Origin of the sequence: Erwinia sp. SLM-02 (genome assembly GCF_037450285.1) — a bacterium.
Lineage (GTDB): Bacteria > Pseudomonadota > Gammaproteobacteria > Enterobacterales > Enterobacteriaceae > Erwinia.
The window spans coordinates 124,519-141,444 of sequence record NZ_JAQISN010000004.1; the positions used below are offsets into that span (position 1 = coordinate 124,519).

Here is a 16,926-nt window from a genome sequence, read left to right on the forward strand (position 1 = left end):
TAATTTCTAAACATAAAATCTCACGCCAGAAATAAGATAATTATCTCAGCGAAAAACTAAATCCAGAATTGTCTTAGAAGAAATAGAATTCCTGCAAATTATCCTCCTTGAAAATTAACTGAATATTATGAATCCTGTTGATTGCAGATAATGACTGTAAAGCAAAAAAAACTCATCAGCATGATAAATTAATCTTATTGATTTAATCAAAAAAATAAATGACAAAATTATGGTGATTTAACATATAGGATAAAAAAGGAAGATTGTCAGAGTTTGATACTAAAAAAACGAATGCCGCGACATTTAATCTTCATACCTAAATTGGCTGTGCCGGGATTTCGTTTTCTTATGAGATTCCATCATTATGGGTGAGAGATCATTGAAATTTGGTAACGGCAGGGAAATTAAGCGGTTTTAATTACCATTGGAGTATTGTCCTGTTTGGGCATGAAATTAAAAATACCAGAAATTATTCGCTCTCTGTTTTGAGGTTATTACATTTTTAATTTAGCCGTGACCTACTGCCCGTTTGTACAGGTTGATTGGGGTATTTCAGTCTTTCGAACTGATACTCAAGCACGATCGTTATCAAATAAATTCTGTGCATATTATCTCCATTATCGATAATCGCTACGCCTGATGGCAGTGTATATGCCGGCTGAATTTTTTTTTAATCATTATTGAACGCGCCACGGGTGAGATCTATTTTCCGGATTAATCAGGTGGTGGGTAAACGGTTCTCTGTCGTATAAGCGTCACCTTCCGGCAATAAAAACGTCATTTCTGCCCGCCAGGATATGACTTTAGTTTCTGTTGCCAGGATTTGCTGTCCGATGACCTGTAAAGCGTTACCTCACCCCCTTACTCAGCCGCAGCGGCTGGCGCTGGGCGAAGCCGGTATCCTGTACCAGCCCCCGGTTTTACGCTCTCCCGCCCCGACCGACACTATTCTGCGCTTTGGTCTGATTGCCGATCCGCAGTATGCGGATGCCGATCCCGACCTGGAAAATAACCTCTATTACCGACACGGCCTGCGTAAGCTCTCCTCGGCAATCGACGCCTTGAATGAATTGCCGCTCGACTTTGTTGCCACATTGGGCGATCTGGTCGATCGCCACTGGTCCGGCTACAGCGAGCTGCTGCCGCGCTATGACGCGCTGCGCCACCCGCATGCGGCGATCGTCGGCAATCACGATGCCCAGGTGATTTCCGATCGGCTTGCGGCGCAGACGCCGCCGCTGGGCCTGCCAAAAAGCTATTATCACTTCCGTCTCAGCGGCTATCGTTTCCTGGTGATCGACGGTAATGACATCAGCCTCTACTGCAACGAAGGCAACGGCGACGACCTGGAGCAGGCACGCGCGCAGCTGGATGAACTGCTGGTGCAGCAGCAGCCGCAGGCACAGCGCTGGAACGGCGCGGTGGGCGATAAACAGCTGGCCTGGATTGAGCAGAATCTGCAGCAGGCGCAGGCGCTGGGGGAAACGGTGATCGTCTTTGGCCACTATCCGCTGGCACCGCTGAAAAAACACATTCTGTGGAACGGGGAAGCGGTGGCGGACCTGCTGTGCCGTTACCAGGTGCGCGCCTACTTTGCCGGCCATGACCACCGCGGCGGCTACTACCGGCGCGGAAATACGGATTTTATCACCCTCAAGGGGATGCTCGACGGACCGGATGACGTCCCTTTTGCGGTCGCCGAACTGAGCGGAACGCGATTAACCATCACCGGTTTTGGCGGCGAAATCAGCCGGATCCTGCCAATAAACCACCGCGAGCCGTCACCGGAAGTGGATAGCGAGCGCAGCCTGTAAAACCCGGGTCAATTATGTGATAGCCTGTCACGAAATTAATCCGGAATAATATCGTCATGAAAGAATTACCGCCCGCCGTGCAGCCGCTGATGGCCGGTTCCCGTGAAGGATTACAGGCCCGCCTCGCGGAGGATCTCGCACTGCTGCTGCGGGTGTTGGAAATTTACGATCGACGGACCGTTGCCGAGCGCCTGCAGTCGGTCGGTGGCGACGGCTGGACGCGCGAGTCGGTGATCCGCCGGGCGAGCGGTAAATCCGTGCTGGCCCCTCTGACTCCGGCTGAGACCCAGGCGCTGGAAGCGATGCTCCCGTTGCCCCCGGCGCATCATCCCCACTATCCGTTCCGTTTTATCGATCTTTTCGCGGGGATTGGCGGCATTCGCAGCGGCTTTGAAGCGATTGGCGGCCAGTGCGTGTTTACCAGCGAATGGAATCCTCATGCGGTCAGAACCTACCGGGCTAACTGGTATAACGATGAAACCGCTCATACCTTTAATACCGATATCCGCAGGGTAACGCTCAGCGATAAATCCGAGGTGGCCGAAGCGGATGCCTATGCCCATATCGATCGGCAGATCCCCCAGCACGACGTGCTGTTAGCGGGCTTCCCCTGCCAGCCCTTCAGCCTGGCGGGCGTCAGCAAGAAGAACTCTCTCGGTCGGGCGCACGGCTTTGAATGTGATACCCAGGGCACGCTGTTCTTTGACGTAGCGCGGATTATCACCGTCAAAAAGCCGGCTATCTTCGTGCTGGAGAACGTAAAAAACCTGAAAAGCCACGATAAAGGCAAAACGTTCCGGATAATTATGCAAACGCTGGATGAGCTGGGCTACGACGTGGCCGATGCGGATATCAACGGCGCGGGCGATCCCAAAATTATCGACGGCAAACATTTTCTGCCGCAGCACCGCGAGCGTATCGTGCTGGTGGGTTTTCGTCGCGATCTTGAACTGGCGAAGAATTTTACCTTGCGTGATATTGCGAAGTTCTATCCGCCGCAGCGCCCGGCCTTTGCCGATCTGCTGGATAAACAGGTTGAGAGCAAATATATCCTGACGGTAAAGCTGTGGGAGTACCTCTACAACTACGCCAGGAAGCACCAGGCAAAAGGTAACGGATTTGGCTACGGGCTGGTGTCACCGGCCGATCGCCAGGTGGTGTCGCGCACCCTTTCCGCACGCTATCACAAGGACGGTTCCGAGATCCTTGTCGACCGGGGATGGGACAAGGCGCTGGGGGAGAAAACCTTCCACGATGAGGCCAATCTTGAGCATCGCCCGCGCAGGCTGACGCCGCGTGAATGCGCCCGCCTGATGGGCTTTGAAAAACCGGGCGAGAAGGCGTTCCGTATCCCGGTGTCGGATACCCAGTCCTACCGTCAGTTTGGTAATTCGGTGGTGGTGCCCGCTTTTGCTGCCGTCGCCCGGCTGCTGGAGCCGGTGATTTTACAAGCGGTGAAGAAAACCCGGAAAGCGGCGAAAACGGCAGGCTGACAGGGCCGTAAAGCGGAGCGTCGTCCCCTTTCCGACAGGGACGACCCCCTCAACCGTTACGTTAACGCTATTCCTTCCGCTGAGACGGTGCCTGCCGCCAGTCGAGATAATGACGCTGGATAGCGATCTGATCGGCGATGTATTTCGCATCGTGCCAGACGCCCCAGATAAATGATGAACCACGGCGTGACTGCCACGGTAAACCCAGAAAATAGACCCCTGGCTCCGATGATACGCCGCGCTGGTGCTGGGGTTTACCCTGCGCATCGAAAGCGCTGACGTTCAGCCAGCGATAGTCGGCGGTAAAGCCGGTCGCCCAGATAATCGTGGTGATGTTCTTCCCGGCGAGATCGAGCTGCAGCTCCGGTCGGGTCATACAGGCAGGTGCGGGGCGAATATTCCGGGCCTGCGGCTCCTCCGGCAGATCCTCACCGTTGCGGGCAACCCATTCATCGGCGGCATCCAGCAGCGACAGATAGTTTTCATCCCCGCGGATAATGTTCTGCGCCAGATCGTTTTCAAACTCCGCGATGCCGTTAGCAAAACGCTTAGTACGACCAACCAGCCTGACGCCCTCTTCCGCCAGCTTGCGAAAATCGACCGTATGGCCGCCGTTGGCACCGCTGACGGCGATCGTCACGTGCTCTTTCCCCGGTTCCGTCGCCGCTTTGTCCCACAGACCCAGCACGCCTAACCACCAGCAGAAATCGCGTCCGCGGTAGCTGCGGGGTGGACGGTCATGGGGACCAACGGAGAGATACACCTCTTTACCGGCGCGATTCAGCTCTTCCGCAATCTGCACGCCGGAGGAACCTGCGCCGACGATCATCACGGCGCCGGCGGGGAGCTGGGCGGGATTGCGGTAATGTGCCGAATGCATCTGCGTCAGTTCCGGGGACTGCGGGGCGATAGCGGGGATCGCCGGGCACTGAAAAGGGCCGGTCGCCACGACCAGATGGCGGGCTTCAAAAACGCCTGCGGATGTCTCTACCCTAAAGCCGGGTCTGCCGCTGTTACGATCGACCCGCCTGACCTCAACGCCGGTGCGAATCGGGGCATTAAAGCGGCTGGCGTAGGCCACCATATAGTCGGCAACGCGTTCTTTCGGTACAAAGCTCTCAGGATCGGCTTCCGGGAATGCCATGCCGGGAAAGCGGTCGTGCCAGGCGGGGCCGTTTGCTACCAGTGAATCCCACCGCCCGGTACGCCAGGCTTCCGCAATACGATTTTTTTCTAACACGATGTGGGGGATATCCAGCCGCGTCAGGTGTTCGCTCATCGCCACGCCTGCCTGACCGGCACCGACAATCAGCGTATCGATTTGGGTGATTTCTGGTGACATATCTGTTTCCTCAGGGCTCATAGAATCGTCAGAGTCAGCCTAGGGAGCGAATCAGATACGGTAAAATATTATTAAGTTCGTTATTGACGATAAATTAACGATGCAGACGGTCTGGGGGGCCTTTCTGTTTCCCGATGTTATGTGGCCCTCATTTGTTGCATTTTCGTTAAATCCCTACTGGCTTGTCCTGCCAAGTTTTTTCATTCTCTCTGAGCATAAACATACTAATTTACCCGTCGGAAAAAGAGTGCGCATTATCGCCTCATTAAAAAAACGATGCGTCGACGCCTCGAAACCCCCTGCAATTTCTGACTTTGGAGCCTGCCATGTCGCCAACAGAAACATCGCCCCCGCTGATTGAGAAACACACCATAGGCTATATTCCCCCGGCCGATCGTCACGGTAAAACCCGCGATCTGTTTACGTTGTGGTTCGGCGGGAATATTGCCCCTTTGCCTATCGTGACCGGTGCGTTAGGCGTTCAGCTTTTTCATCTGAATTTACTGTGGGGAGTCATTGCCATCCTGGTCGGGCACCTGGCCGGTGGCGCGCTGATGGCGCTGCACTCTGCGCAGGGGCCGCAGATGGGGATCCCGCAAATGATTCAGAGCCGTGCCCAGTTTGGCTCACTGGGTTCGCTGCTGGTGGTGGCCATTGCCGGGGTGATGTACGTGGGTTTTTTTACCTCGAACATCGTGCTGGCGGGTGAATCACTGCACGGTATTGTGCCCGGCATCCCGCTGCCGGTGGGCATTGTTATCGGTGCCGTGGGGTCCGGGATTATCGGGATTATCGGCTACCGGTTTATTCACGTGCTGAACCGTATCGGAACCTGGGTGCTGGGCATCGGCATCGTGCTGGGTTTTGGCTATATCTTTACGCACATTCACACGGCGGATTTCCTGACCCGCGGTGGGTTCTCCCTTTACGGCTGGCTGGCAACGGTATCGCTGGCGGCGCTGTGGCAGATCGCTTTTGCCCCTTATGTTTCTGATTATTCGCGCTATCTGCCGGAAAATGTTTCCGTCGCCGGTACCTTCTGGACCACCTATCTGGGGTCCACGCTGGGTTCCAGCCTGTCGTTTATTTTTGGTGCCGTAGCGGTGCTGGCCACCCCGTCCGGGCTGCAAACCATGGAGGCCGTCAGGATTGCCACCGGGGCCATCGGTCCGCTGATGCTGGTACTGTTTATGCTGAGCGTGATCAGCCACAACGCGCTTAACCTGTATGGGGCCGTGATGTCGTTAATCACCCTGGTACAGACCTTTTTCTGGCGCTGGATCCCCGGCAGCAAAAGCCGGTCGGTGCTGTCGGTCATCGCACTAATCCTTTGCAGCGTGGCGGCCATCTTCGCCTCGGCGGATTTTATCAGCCACTTTATCGATCTGGTGCTGGCGCTGCTGGTGGTGCTGGTTCCCTGGACGGCGATTAATCTGATCGACTTTTACGCTATCCACAGAGGTCATTACGATATCAGTTCAATCTTTAAGGTGGATGGCGGGATCTATGGCCGCTATAACCCACAGGCGCTGCTGGCCTACGGCATTGGCATTGTGGTGCAGATCCCCTTTATGAACACCCCGCTCTACGTCGGCCCCGTTTCCGCCTGGATTAACGGTGCCGACCTCTCCTGGCTGGTTGGCCTGGCCGTCACTTCGCCGCTGTATTACTGGCTGGCCAGCCGCGACAGCGCCTACCGCCGCAGGCAGCAGAACTACGCTCACCCTGCTGGTTAACCTATTCCACCGGCCGTCCTGCACGGCCTTCTTAACCCGTTTTACAGGAGTCGTTTGATGAACAAACCTACGCATACCCGCATCCGCATGTTTAATACCAAAGCCACCTACCCAAACCAGAGCCTGGATAACGATCTGTGCCAGGCGGTACGGGCGGGCAATACCGTTTACGTTCGTGGCCAGGTGGGTACCGACTTTACCGGTAAACTGGTGGGGCTGGGCGATCCGCGTGCGCAGGCGGAACAGGCAATGAAAAATGTGCAGCAGCTGCTGGAAGAAGCGGGCAGCCATCTTTCGCATATCGTTAAAACCACCACCTATCTTACCGATCCCCGCTATCGCGAGCCGGTCTACCAGGAGGTGGGAAAGTGGCTCAAGGGGGTGTTCCCTATTTCGACCGGGCTGGTGGTATCGGCACTGGCGCAGCCGCAGTGGCTGATGGAAATCGACGTGATTGCCGTTATTCCGGATGAGGAGGCGCTGTGACCTTTTCAATTGCCGCCCGCTGTGAAGAAACCGGGCAGTTTGGCGTTGCCGTCAGCTCCTCCAGTATGGCCGTGGGCGCGCGCTGCCCGTGGGTGCTGAGCGGCGTAGGCGCGGTATCCAGCCAGAACATCACCCTGCCGGCGCTCGGACCGGAAATTCTCGCCGCATTACACCAGGGTGCCAGCGTACAGGGCGCGTTAGACGCCGCCCTTGCCCGCGATGAACATGCCCAGTATCGCCAGGTCACGGTGATTGGCGCTGAAGGGCGAACCGCCGTTTTCAGCGGCAGCCGGACGCTGGGGTTACATCATGCCGTTCAGGGTGAGCAGTGTGTGGCGGCCGGGAATATGCTGGCCGGAAAGAAGGTGATTGTCGCCATGGTCAGCGCCTTTGAGCAGGAACGGGGTGCGCTGGCGCAGCGTTTGATTGCCGCTATGGAAGCAGGGCTTGCCGAGGGGGGCGAAGCCGGGCCGGTTCACTCTGCCGCGCTGAAAGTGGTGGGCAATCACAGCTGGCCGCTGGTCGACCTGCGGGTTGACTGGGCGGACGAGGCACCTGTCGCCCGGCTGGCCGCACTCTGGCAGGCCTGGGAACCGCAGGCGCAGGACTATCTGACGCGGGCGCTGGACCCACGACGTGCGCCCGGCTATGGAGTACCCGGCGATGAGTAGCCCGGTGCGCGATCTGTTGGCGAAGCTGCTGGCGTTTGATACCACCAGCCGCGAATCGAATCTTGCCCTGATCCACTTTATTCAGGGCTGGCTGGCTGAACACGGCGTAACGGCGAGGCTGCTGCATAACGACAGCGGTAGTAAGGCGAATCTGTACGCGCGTATCGGGCCTGAGGGGGCGGGGGGTGTGATGCTCTCGGGTCATACTGACGTTGTGCCCGTCGATGGCCAGGCGTGGAGCGTACCGCCGTTTGCACTCACGGAACGGCACGGCCGCTACTACGGACGCGGCAGCACGGATATGAAAGGCTTTCTGGCCTGCGTGCTGGCCGCCGTGCCGGAATTCGTGGCCAGGCCGCTGCGCCAGCCCCTGCATCTGGCGTTCTCCTACGATGAGGAGGTCGGCTGCCTGGGCGTGCGCAGCCTGACGGACCTGCTGGCCGATGCGGTGGATAAACCGGCGCTGTGCATTATCGGCGAACCCACGGAAATGCGGCCGGTTTACGGGCATAAGGGCAAAGTGGCGATGCGCTGTGACGTGCGCGGCCACGCCTGCCACTCCGCCTATGCGCCGCAGGGGGTAAACGCAATTGAGTACGCCAGCAGGTTGATTGCCCGGCTGATGGATGAAGGTGAACGGCTGGCCGAGGTGCAGGACAGCCGCTTCGATCCGGCGTTCAGTACGCTGCAGGTTGGGACCATCTCCGGCGGAGCCGCGTTGAATATCGTGCCGCAGTCCTGCCAGTTTGACTTTGAGATCCGCCACCTGCCCGATGCGCCGGCCGACGCGGTGATTGACCGCATCAGGCAGTATGCCCTGCAGGCGTTATTACCCACCATGAGGCAAAAATCCGACGACTGCAGCGTGACGTTTCAGCCGCTCAGCCGGTATCCCGGTCTGTTGACCGACCCGCATTCGGCCCCCGCCCGCCTGCTGGCCGAGTGGAGTGGCAGCGATTGCTTTACCACCGTTGCCTTTGGCACCGAGGGGGGCTTATTTCACGAGGCGGGGATCACCACGCTGGTCTGCGGCCCCGGCAGTATGGAACAGGGGCATAAAGCGGATGAGTACGTCAGCGTGGCCCAGCTTGAGTCCTGCATGAATATGCTGGGGAATCTAACCCGGTGGCTGCGCGCCTGAGCGGCGCGCCGGGCCGTTTTACAGCATGCCGGGCAGCTCGGCTTTGCAATACTCCACAAACAGCTCGGCCGGTTTGGTCAGTCGATCCCCGGCCAGCCAGGCGGCGGCCAGCCCGGAACCCTCGACCTCATCCTTCAGCTCCACCATCTTCAGCGGCTGACCATCGTAGCTGCATTCTCCACTCGGGCGGGTCACCAGCACGGCAAAACCAAAGCCGTAGCCGACCATACCGCGCACCATCTCAATAGAGGGCGAACTGAACACGATATCCGGGGTGATACCCGCGCGGGTAAACAGACTGATAAAGTAGTTACGGCTGGGCTGGACATCCAGCAGGATCATCGGTTCATCGGCGAGATCCGACAGGGAAACCGCGCTGAGCTGGGCCAGATGATGGGCGGCAGGCAGAAGAATATAGGGCTTTCTTGGGGCGACCAGCGGCTCAACGGTAAGAGAATTGTCGAGATCGTGCTGATAAAGCAGCGCCACATCGAAACGCCCCGCCGCCAGTCCCTGCATAAGTTCATGCTGCTCGCCGTCGCGGATCATAATTTCCACACCCGGGTAAAGCGCCTTAAAACCGTGGATCAGCCTGGGCAGGATCAGCGGTGCCACCGTTTCAAAACAGCCGACATCGATTTTTCCCGCCACAATATCCGTATCCGCCAGCGCATTTTGCTCAAATTCATGAGCCATTCGCAGCAGCTTAACCGCCTTACGGTGAAATCGAGTGCCGGAAGGGGTCAGCGATACGCCCTGTGCGTGGTGGCGGATAAATAGCTGCACGCCGAAGCTTTCTTCCAGGATTTTTATCGCCGTGGAAATTGAAGGCTGAGCGATGAATAACTTGCGGGAAGCTTCCGCCACGCTGCCGCATTCAACCGTCGTGACGAAATACTTCAGCTGACGCAATGTGTAGTTTGCCATAGTCCATCCTTATTCGTTCTCAGGATCATATCCGGCAAAATGGCGGCGATAAAGCGTTTATCTGTGTTGAACTTCACGAATTTTGCAGTCAGTTTAAGCGGGTTATCTTTACGCTAAGGCTGTCAAGGACAGCTCCTGACATTGTGGTCACGGCGGTAATGCTGTTATCTGAGAGTTAGAGAATGGTGCCCGGGATCGGGCATTTAACCCGTTTAAAGAGATCGCATGAACGCTGAGATAACCCTGCCCCTGCAGCAACAGAAAAGCAATATTTTCCGCCTGGCGACCGCTCAGGCGCTGGCGGGTGCCAATGCCGTGGTGTTTTATACCACTGGCGCGATTGTTGGTAATAGCCTTGCGTCGGACAGCACGCTGGCCACCCTGCCGCTGACCATTTTCGTGCTGGGGATGGCCGCCTGTATTTTACCGCTCGGCGCATTCGCCAGAAAGCGGGGGCGCAGAGCCGCCTTTATGCTCGGCACCGGCACCGGGGTGATCACCGGCCTGGCCGCCGCGCTGGCGGTGGTTATCGGTTCTTTCTTCCTGTTCTGCCTGGCCGCGTTTATGGGCGGAGCCTATGCGGCGGTGGGGCTGTCGTTTCGTTTTGCGGCCACCGATGGCGTGGCAAAAGAGCGCCGGGCGCGCGCACTGTCTCTGGTGATGGGCGGCGGAGTGGCGGCGGGCGTTATCGGCCCGATGTTGGTGACCGGCACCATGGATCTCTGGCCGCCGCACACCTTTGCGATGACCTTTATTGCCCAGGCGTTGGTGGCCGCGATTTCAGCGCTGGTGCTTTCTGGCGTGAAGTCGGCCGAGCCGGTGGCGCAAAGTAAGGCCGGTGCCGCTGGCCGGCCGCTGGCTGAAATTGTTCGCCAACCGGGTTTTGCCCGCGTGGTATTTACCGGCGCGGTGGCCTATATGGTGATGAATTTTCTGATGACCGCCGCGCCGCTGGCGATGCATATGCACGGCATCTCGCAGGAGGCATCCAACCTGGGCATTCAGTGGCACGTGATTGCCATGTATGCGCCGGGCTTCTTTACCGGCGGGCTGATTAGCCGCTTCGGCGCCTCACGCGTTGCCGCCGCGGGGCTGGCGATCACCGGTCTGTCGGTGCTGGCCGGGCTGGCCGGAACCGAAATCGTGCACTACTGGGTATCGCTGATCCTGCTGGGCGTTGGCTGGAACTTTGGCTTTACCGGCGCATCCGCTCAGATCGTTGATTTCCACCGCCCCGAAGAGAAAACCCAGGTGCAGTCGTTGAATGATTTCATCGTGTTTGGCGTGATGATTATCGGTTCGTTTTCTTCCGGCGCGCTGCTGCATCTGTTCGGCTGGAATGCCGTACTGTGGGGATCGCTGGTGCCGGTGATGGTGGCGATGTTGACGCTGATATCGATAAAAAAGCGCGGATAACCCGGTAAAAACGGCTAACCATTCAGGTGCAGACAGACAGACAGACAGACAGCGGCTCAGCAGCGGGCAGGTTGAGCGCCTGCCCGCTGGCGAACGTGAGCCTTACCAGATGCCCACAACTTTCATCCACGCGCCGCCGGCCAGCAGCCAGATGGCGATGGAAACGAGCGACACGAGGAAGCTGACGCCCCACCACTGGCCGGTGGTGTTATAGCCGGAACCAAACAGCGCCGGGCCGGGGCCGCCGGAATACTGGGTCAGACCCATCGACAGATTGGAGGTGTAGCCCAGCGTCAGTGCCGCCAGCAGCGGCGGCACGCCGACCGACACGGCCACCGCCAGGAAGGCCAGATACATTGCGGAGATATGCGCCATCGCTGAGGCAAAGAAATAGCGGGTATAGAAGTAAACCAGGATCAGCACCAGGAACACCAGCAGCCAGTCGAAGTGGCCGATATAGCCGACGATGCCCTTGGAGATCCAGGCAATCATGCCGTATTTATTCAGGGCGTTGGCCATCATCACCAGCACCGCGAACCAGAACATCGTATCCCACGCCGTTTTCTCTTCAATAATGTTCTTCCACGACATAATGTTGGAGAGCAGCAGGATAACCAGACCAATAAAGGCCGACAGCGTGGCGGGGATCTGGAAGAAGATATCGCCCGCGGTCCACAATACAATCAGCAGCACGAAGTCGAACGCCAGAATTTTCTCAGCAAGGGACATCGGCCCCATTTTGCGCAGCTCTTCCCGCGCAATGCCCGGTATTTCCGGCGTCTTTTTCAGTTCAGGCGGGTAAATATAATAAAGACACAGGGGAATAATCAGTAGCGTCAGCAGGCCGGGCACGATGGCACCCAGGAACCAGATACCCCAGTTAATTTGTATCCCCTGGCTGGCCGCCAGTTCGGCAATCAGCGGATTCCCGGCCATCGCCGTCAGGAACATGGTACAGATAATCGCATCAATCTGTGAAACGCAGATCATCAGGAACGCCCCGGCCTTGCGCGCCGTGGGGCCGGGCTCAGACCTGTACGCCGAAGCAATTGACTGGGTGATAGGGAACATAATGCCGCCGCCGCGCGCCGAGGCGGAAGGAATGCCCGGGCCGAGCACCATATCGGACAGCGCCAGACCGTAGGCGACGCCGAGCATGCTGTGCCCGCACTTCGAGATAAACCACAGCGCGATGCGCCTGCCCAGCCCGGTTTTAATCACCGCGCGGGAGATAAACATCGCGATACCGATCAGCCAGATGGTGCCGTTAGCAAAGCCGGACAGCGCGGCAACCTTGCCGCCGCCGCCGCCGGAGATCGGCGTCAGCCCGGTCATTGCCGAAACGACCAGCGCCACCATGGTCACCGCACCCATCGGCATCACTTTCAAAATAATCGCCAGAATGGTGACGGCGAAGACCGCAAACATCTGCCAGGCAAAAATATCCAGCCCGGCGGGCGGCGGCGTAAACCAGATCAGCAGGCCCACAAAGAGCGTGAAAACGCCCTTCCACAGCGGAAATGCCAGTTTTACCTGCACTTGCTCAGTCATCATTATTTTCCTTTATTTTCCCCTACGTCCTTTTTGAACAAAAACAGGCATCCACACCTTGATGGATATCAAGGATGGTAATTAATCCATCTTAATTTACTTATTACGGGGGGCGGTGAAGCTTATCCTGCCCCCGGCGGGAGCAGGATAATGGGGTTTATGCTGCGCTCAGATTTTGCGGTTTATAGCGCTGCAGCTTATACAGCGTGGCGGCGGCGGCGACCAGCGCGGGCACGCTGAGGAACATCAGAATGCTGTCGGCCTGCCACTGCAGAGCCAGTAAATGCGCGCTCATCATGGTTCCGGCCACGCCGCCAAAGCGCCCGACGCCCTGCATCCACGCAATGCCCGTAGCGCGGCAGTGGGTCGGGTAAAAGGTGGCTGCCAGCGTTTGCAGGCCAGACTGCGCACCGTTCATGGTGATGCCCATCAGGAAGATCAGCCCGCCGAACAGTACGATATGGTTGTTCTCAAAGCCGAGCGCCAGCGCAAACAGCATCGTCAGGGCAAAACCGGTCATCACCACTTTGTGCGCCTCCCAGCGGTCCATCATCCAGCCCGCCAGCAGGATCCCCGCCGTGCCGCCGAAGGTAAACAGCGAGGTCAGCCAGGCGGATTCCGCCAGCGGATAGCCCATCCCCAGCATCAGCGTCGGCATCCAGCTCAACAGCACGTAATAGATCACCAGCCCCATAAAGTAGGTCATCCACAGCATCAGCGTACCGGCCAGCCAGGGCTGGCTGAATAGCTGCGCCACGCTGCCTTTTTTATCCCTGGTTTTTTCCTCGTCCAGATAAAAATGCGTCACCTGCGCCAGATCCCCGGCGATAAACCGCTGGGCAATGCGCCGGATTTGCACAATATCTTTACCGCGGTGGACCAGGAATTTGACCGACTCCGGCAGGAACAGAATCAGCAACACGGTGAGCGCCAGCGGGGCAATCGCCCCGGCCAGTAGCACGCTGTGCCAGCCGTAATTGGGGATCAGCCAGGATGAGATCGCCCCGCCACCCGCCGCGCCGAGGGGAAAACCGCAGTACATGGTATTAATGGCCATTGAGCGGCAGCGCTTAGGGGCAAACTCAGAGACAAGCGTAATCGCATTCGGCATCGCCGCGCCCAGCCCGAGGCCGGTCAGAAACCGCCACAGCGTCAGCGTATTCAGCGTCTGCGCATACGCGGTTCCCAGGCTGGCAAGCCCGAAGAACAGGCAGGAAAACACCAGAATACGCTTACGGCCAAGACGGTCCGAGGCCGGGCCGGCAATCAGCGCGCCGATGGAAAGCCCGAGCAGCGCGGCGCTCAGCACCGGCCCAAGATCCTGCCTCTTAATGCCCCAGTCGCCCGACAGCGTGGGGGCGATATAGCCCATCGCCGCGGTGTCGAACCCGTCTATCGCGAGGATCAGAAAACCCAGGATGATAATCACCCAGTGAAAGCGCGAAACCGGTGCTTCATCGATTGCCTGCTGGATATTCACTTTACCCGAATAAACCATGTCACCCCCGCCCGTTGTGATGTGTATTAGTGCATATCATCTGATCATGTACTTTCCTGTATATACATTTGCAATCGACACAAAAAATTGTCAAATCGACTTAGCGTAAGTGTTAAGTAGTCGTTGTTTTTGGATGAAAAATGGACGGTTGATGAGGTTGGTTGGCGGGAGGATTGCGGGGGATTTTGTCTGGAGTTTGGGGGGCGAGTTTTTTCGGCATTGAACTTGTTAGTAAGACTTACAGGTTGACATTTAGTCAGGCTCAGCTTCTCCAGTCATCTTTGGTACAGCAGTGAACGGGGAGATTCGTTATTCCCAAAAGATGTCTGGAAGAGTTGGCTGGAGAGAATTAAGATACATTGATTGGCAAAGGATCACAGGATGCCTAATGGGTATTTATATCTATGAATGTTAATTTTTTTTATTTATAGAGTCTTATTGATACCCCCAATTGCACCATATTAATTATGCAAGTGAGGGTATGAAGTCTCATGAGTTATTTTTCAAATTTAATTACTACTTATACTCATTTTAGAAAATTTTTTTTGAATGCTTATGATTAAATCAACCTTGTAATTGGAACTTTCCTTTAACATTTTTTACTACTTTAGATTCATAATCTGAGTAGCTATCAAGATATTGCGTATCAACATGATAAGACTCTTCAACACTGTAAGTAATTGGTTTACCTTTGGAATCTTTTCTTTTTCTATGATACCCAAAGAATTTAGCATATCTTTTTGGCGCAACTCCCTCGAAATTCTCAAACAAAACCTTATCAGGTGCAGGGCTTTGATCGGTTTGGCAAATAGTGTCGTCATGTAATTGTAATGCAAGACTTTTTTCGTAAGGCTCGATGTAAACTACTCGTTTTAAGCCAGCCGCAACTATATGACGAGCGCAAACATGGCAAGGATAGGTTGTACAATATAAAGTATTACCAGTTGTGCCCATGTTTGTGTTTCTGGCTAATGAAACTATAGCATCCATCTCAGCGTGTACTGCACGGGAATATTCGATTAGATATTTTGCTTTAGTTTCTTTCATTATTTTTTCTGCAATTATTTCTGAATCGGACAGCTTAAGTTTTTGTAAAATTCCCGTTATTTCTTTTTTTAAAAGAGCTTTATGCTTGTCGTTATGGCATCCATTTTTATTAAAACATCTTCTATCTTTGTTGCTTTCGGAAGTGTAAAGTCCGCCACCGTATTGTGGAACATCATTTCTGCCAGTAGCAATAATATTGCCAGCAACATCCATTATAGATGCTCCTACCTGACGAGAAAGGCAAGCTGATCCTAAAGAGGCTGAGTATGCCGCATACATACCTGATTCATCTTTTGATGGGGTAATATTATTAGCTCCATGAATAAGGTCAATGAATCTAAGAACTGACTCTTTCATCACCTCAGTATCAAGATTTTTTATAAAATAATCCGATAGCTGTAAGGTTTCTTCAACTTGCTGGCCAAAATTATTTAATGATTTCCTATCCCGTTCAATTATTTTTAGGACATCTTCTTCTTTGATGCCTTCATCCCGCAAGTTTTGTATACGTTCGGCTACTGTTCGTAACAACCCGACTAAATAAAAGTTATTCTTATAAACCTGATTCAAAAGCTCTACTTCTGCTGGATGCTTTATTTGATCAATTATATAAGCGGTCTTTTTAGTGTTTCTAGTGATCTCTGGATTATCTGTTCCATAAATTTTTTCTCTTAAGACTTGGATCTCCAATATTGCCAGTTCAGCACAAATGAAATTCTTATGATTCTCTCTTAAGTTGTCTCCCAGATCTTGTAATTTATTGTATCTATCAAAGCTGTTAAGAGTTGTTGTGCTGACCTTGGTAACTTTTGAAATAAGATCACTCACTCTGACGTGTTCTACATGGTAACCATTTTGTTTTAAACAGTGTATGGTTTGTTCTTTGAGAGTTTTAATACCCGAACCAATAGCACCACACAAACCAATTATTAGTTCTTGAGAACGCCTACCTTTAATGTCATTTATGCTATCTGATTTATTATGCGCTTCCCATTGATGGACGGGAATGATGTTTTCAGCTGACTCTGCCATGTGATTGCTCCAGAAAACTCAAATAAAGTCTTTATCTGGTGTAAAAAATAATATAACCCGCTTTGATGTGGGCTATTCTTTGTAATTATATATTACCAATTTATTTTGGACGATGCTGATAAAACTTTTTTTAATGCTTTATTCATTTCTAATGATTTTTTTCGATCTGCTAAGTTTTCTACTTTATTAAAAGATGCAGAAGGTTTTGTAGACTCAATTCGTTCTACTAATTTTTCTTCTTTTTCTGCAGTCTTCAATAAGTAAATCATAATATTTTCCTTAACATTGCCCCACGCAAAGGACGCAAGATTATACTTACATCACATTTTTTTTCAATCAACTACCTAAATCTTTACTCTAAAAATTATTTTTAAGCAAGGTGATGATGAGAAATTATCAAACTTTTCTATATTTAGTTATGCATCTCACGTCGAAACACTACATGCAGTATCCGTGAACAACTTCGAATAACAATGGCTAACGTCTGGCTTGATCTCTTTTCTGCCGTGCCATAGCAAGCGGCACATCAGGATATACCTCGATAGATAGTAACTTCTCATGTCCCGCGACGCGGTACTTCACTCTTCAGTAACGTGAACTATTGGGATTTACTGGCAAGTACAGACCGATGCCGTCAGCGAGCTTGTAAGGTTTATTGAGGGGCTGAGTGCACCTAGACGTCGGTTAAGAGCATTCCGTTTCCTCTTGGGGGTTTCAATTTTGTGGGGTAATTTTTAACCCCCCTTAAATATCCCGTTATCATGGTAGATGT

The 16,926-nt window shown here is 54.2% G+C and carries 13 protein-coding genes and 1 pseudogene; 7 read left to right on the top strand and 7 right to left on the bottom strand.

Annotated elements, in window-relative coordinates; genetic code table 11:
* The first annotated feature begins 833 nt into the window (after positions 1-833).
* Entirely contained in the window at positions 834-1,814 is a 981-nt protein-coding gene (locus tag PGH32_RS19805; protein WP_337894910.1) for a metallophosphoesterase, read from the top strand.
* Positions 1,815-1,870: 56 nt separating this feature from the next.
* Positions 1,871-3,307: a DNA cytosine methyltransferase gene (locus PGH32_RS19810; protein WP_443112811.1), complete on the top strand. Its 1,437-nt coding sequence runs from the start codon at positions 1,871-1,873 to the stop codon at positions 3,305-3,307.
* A gap of 67 nt (positions 3,308-3,374) precedes the next feature.
* Here the strand turns inward: PGH32_RS19810 and PGH32_RS19815 are convergent, their stop codons facing one another.
* Positions 3,375-4,649, bottom strand: coding sequence for a flavin-containing monooxygenase (locus PGH32_RS19815; RefSeq protein WP_337894911.1), 1,275 nt, complete (start codon positions 4,647-4,649; stop codon positions 3,375-3,377).
* A gap of 326 nt (positions 4,650-4,975) precedes the next feature.
* Between PGH32_RS19815 and PGH32_RS19820 the strand changes: the two genes are divergently transcribed.
* The 4 genes from PGH32_RS19820 to argE are packed head-to-tail and all read left to right on the top strand — an operon-like array spanning position 4,976 to position 8,683.
* Positions 4,976-6,385 (top strand): purine-cytosine permease family protein, encoded by a 1,410-nt coding sequence (locus PGH32_RS19820; RefSeq protein WP_337894912.1) that lies wholly within the window; start codon positions 4,976-4,978, stop codon positions 6,383-6,385.
* 57 nt (positions 6,386-6,442) lie between these two features.
* Positions 6,443-6,871 carry a RidA family protein gene (locus tag PGH32_RS19825; protein WP_314424025.1) on the top strand — a complete coding sequence of 143 codons (429 nt, stop codon included), beginning with the start codon at positions 6,443-6,445 and terminating at the stop codon, positions 6,869-6,871.
* On the top strand, positions 6,868-7,542 hold the full coding sequence (locus PGH32_RS19830; protein ID WP_337894913.1) for a DUF1028 domain-containing protein: 675 nt from the start codon (positions 6,868-6,870) through the stop codon (positions 7,540-7,542). Before PGH32_RS19825 ends, PGH32_RS19830 begins: the two co-directional genes overlap by 4 nt.
* The gene (gene argE / locus PGH32_RS19835) at positions 7,535-8,683 is read left to right on the top strand and encodes an acetylornithine deacetylase (RefSeq protein ID WP_314424031.1); all 1,149 of its coding nucleotides are present in this window, start codon (positions 7,535-7,537) and stop codon (positions 8,681-8,683) included. Before PGH32_RS19830 ends, argE begins: the two co-directional genes overlap by 8 nt.
* Positions 8,684-8,701: 18 nt before the next feature.
* Here the strand turns inward: argE and PGH32_RS19840 are convergent, their stop codons facing one another.
* Positions 8,702-9,610, bottom strand: a complete 909-nt coding sequence (locus PGH32_RS19840; protein ID WP_337894914.1) for a LysR family transcriptional regulator — start codon at positions 9,608-9,610, stop codon at positions 8,702-8,704.
* Positions 9,611-9,835: 225 nt separating this feature from the next.
* Here PGH32_RS19840 and PGH32_RS19845 point away from each other — a divergent pair, with 225 nt between their 5' ends.
* A complete protein-coding gene (locus PGH32_RS19845; protein ID WP_337894915.1) occupies positions 9,836-11,026 on the top strand; it encodes an MFS transporter in 1,191 nt (396 codons plus the stop codon).
* A gap of 102 nt (positions 11,027-11,128) precedes the next feature.
* Here the strand turns inward: PGH32_RS19845 and PGH32_RS19850 are convergent, their stop codons facing one another.
* From PGH32_RS19850 to PGH32_RS19870, 5 genes and pseudogenes are all read right to left on the bottom strand, one after another.
* Positions 11,129-12,580 (bottom strand): DASS family sodium-coupled anion symporter, encoded by a 1,452-nt coding sequence (locus PGH32_RS19850; protein ID WP_443112812.1) that lies wholly within the window; start codon positions 12,578-12,580, stop codon positions 11,129-11,131.
* 154 nt (positions 12,581-12,734) lie between these two features.
* Positions 12,735-14,075, bottom strand: coding sequence for an MFS transporter (locus tag PGH32_RS19855; protein WP_314424040.1), 1,341 nt, complete (start codon positions 14,073-14,075; stop codon positions 12,735-12,737).
* Positions 14,076-14,639: 564 nt separating this feature from the next.
* Positions 14,640-16,154, bottom strand: coding sequence for an anti-phage dCTP deaminase (locus tag PGH32_RS19860; protein ID WP_337894916.1), 1,515 nt, complete (start codon positions 16,152-16,154; stop codon positions 14,640-14,642).
* A 92-nt stretch (positions 16,155-16,246) separates the two neighbouring features.
* On the bottom strand, positions 16,247-16,423 hold the full coding sequence (locus PGH32_RS19865) for a hypothetical protein (RefSeq protein WP_337894917.1): 177 nt from the start codon (positions 16,421-16,423) through the stop codon (positions 16,247-16,249).
* Positions 16,424-16,634: 211 nt separating this feature from the next.
* Positions 16,635-16,820: pseudogene (locus PGH32_RS19870) on the bottom strand (Arm DNA-binding domain-containing protein); the annotation flags it as partial.
* Between the last annotated feature and the right edge of the window lie 106 nt (positions 16,821-16,926).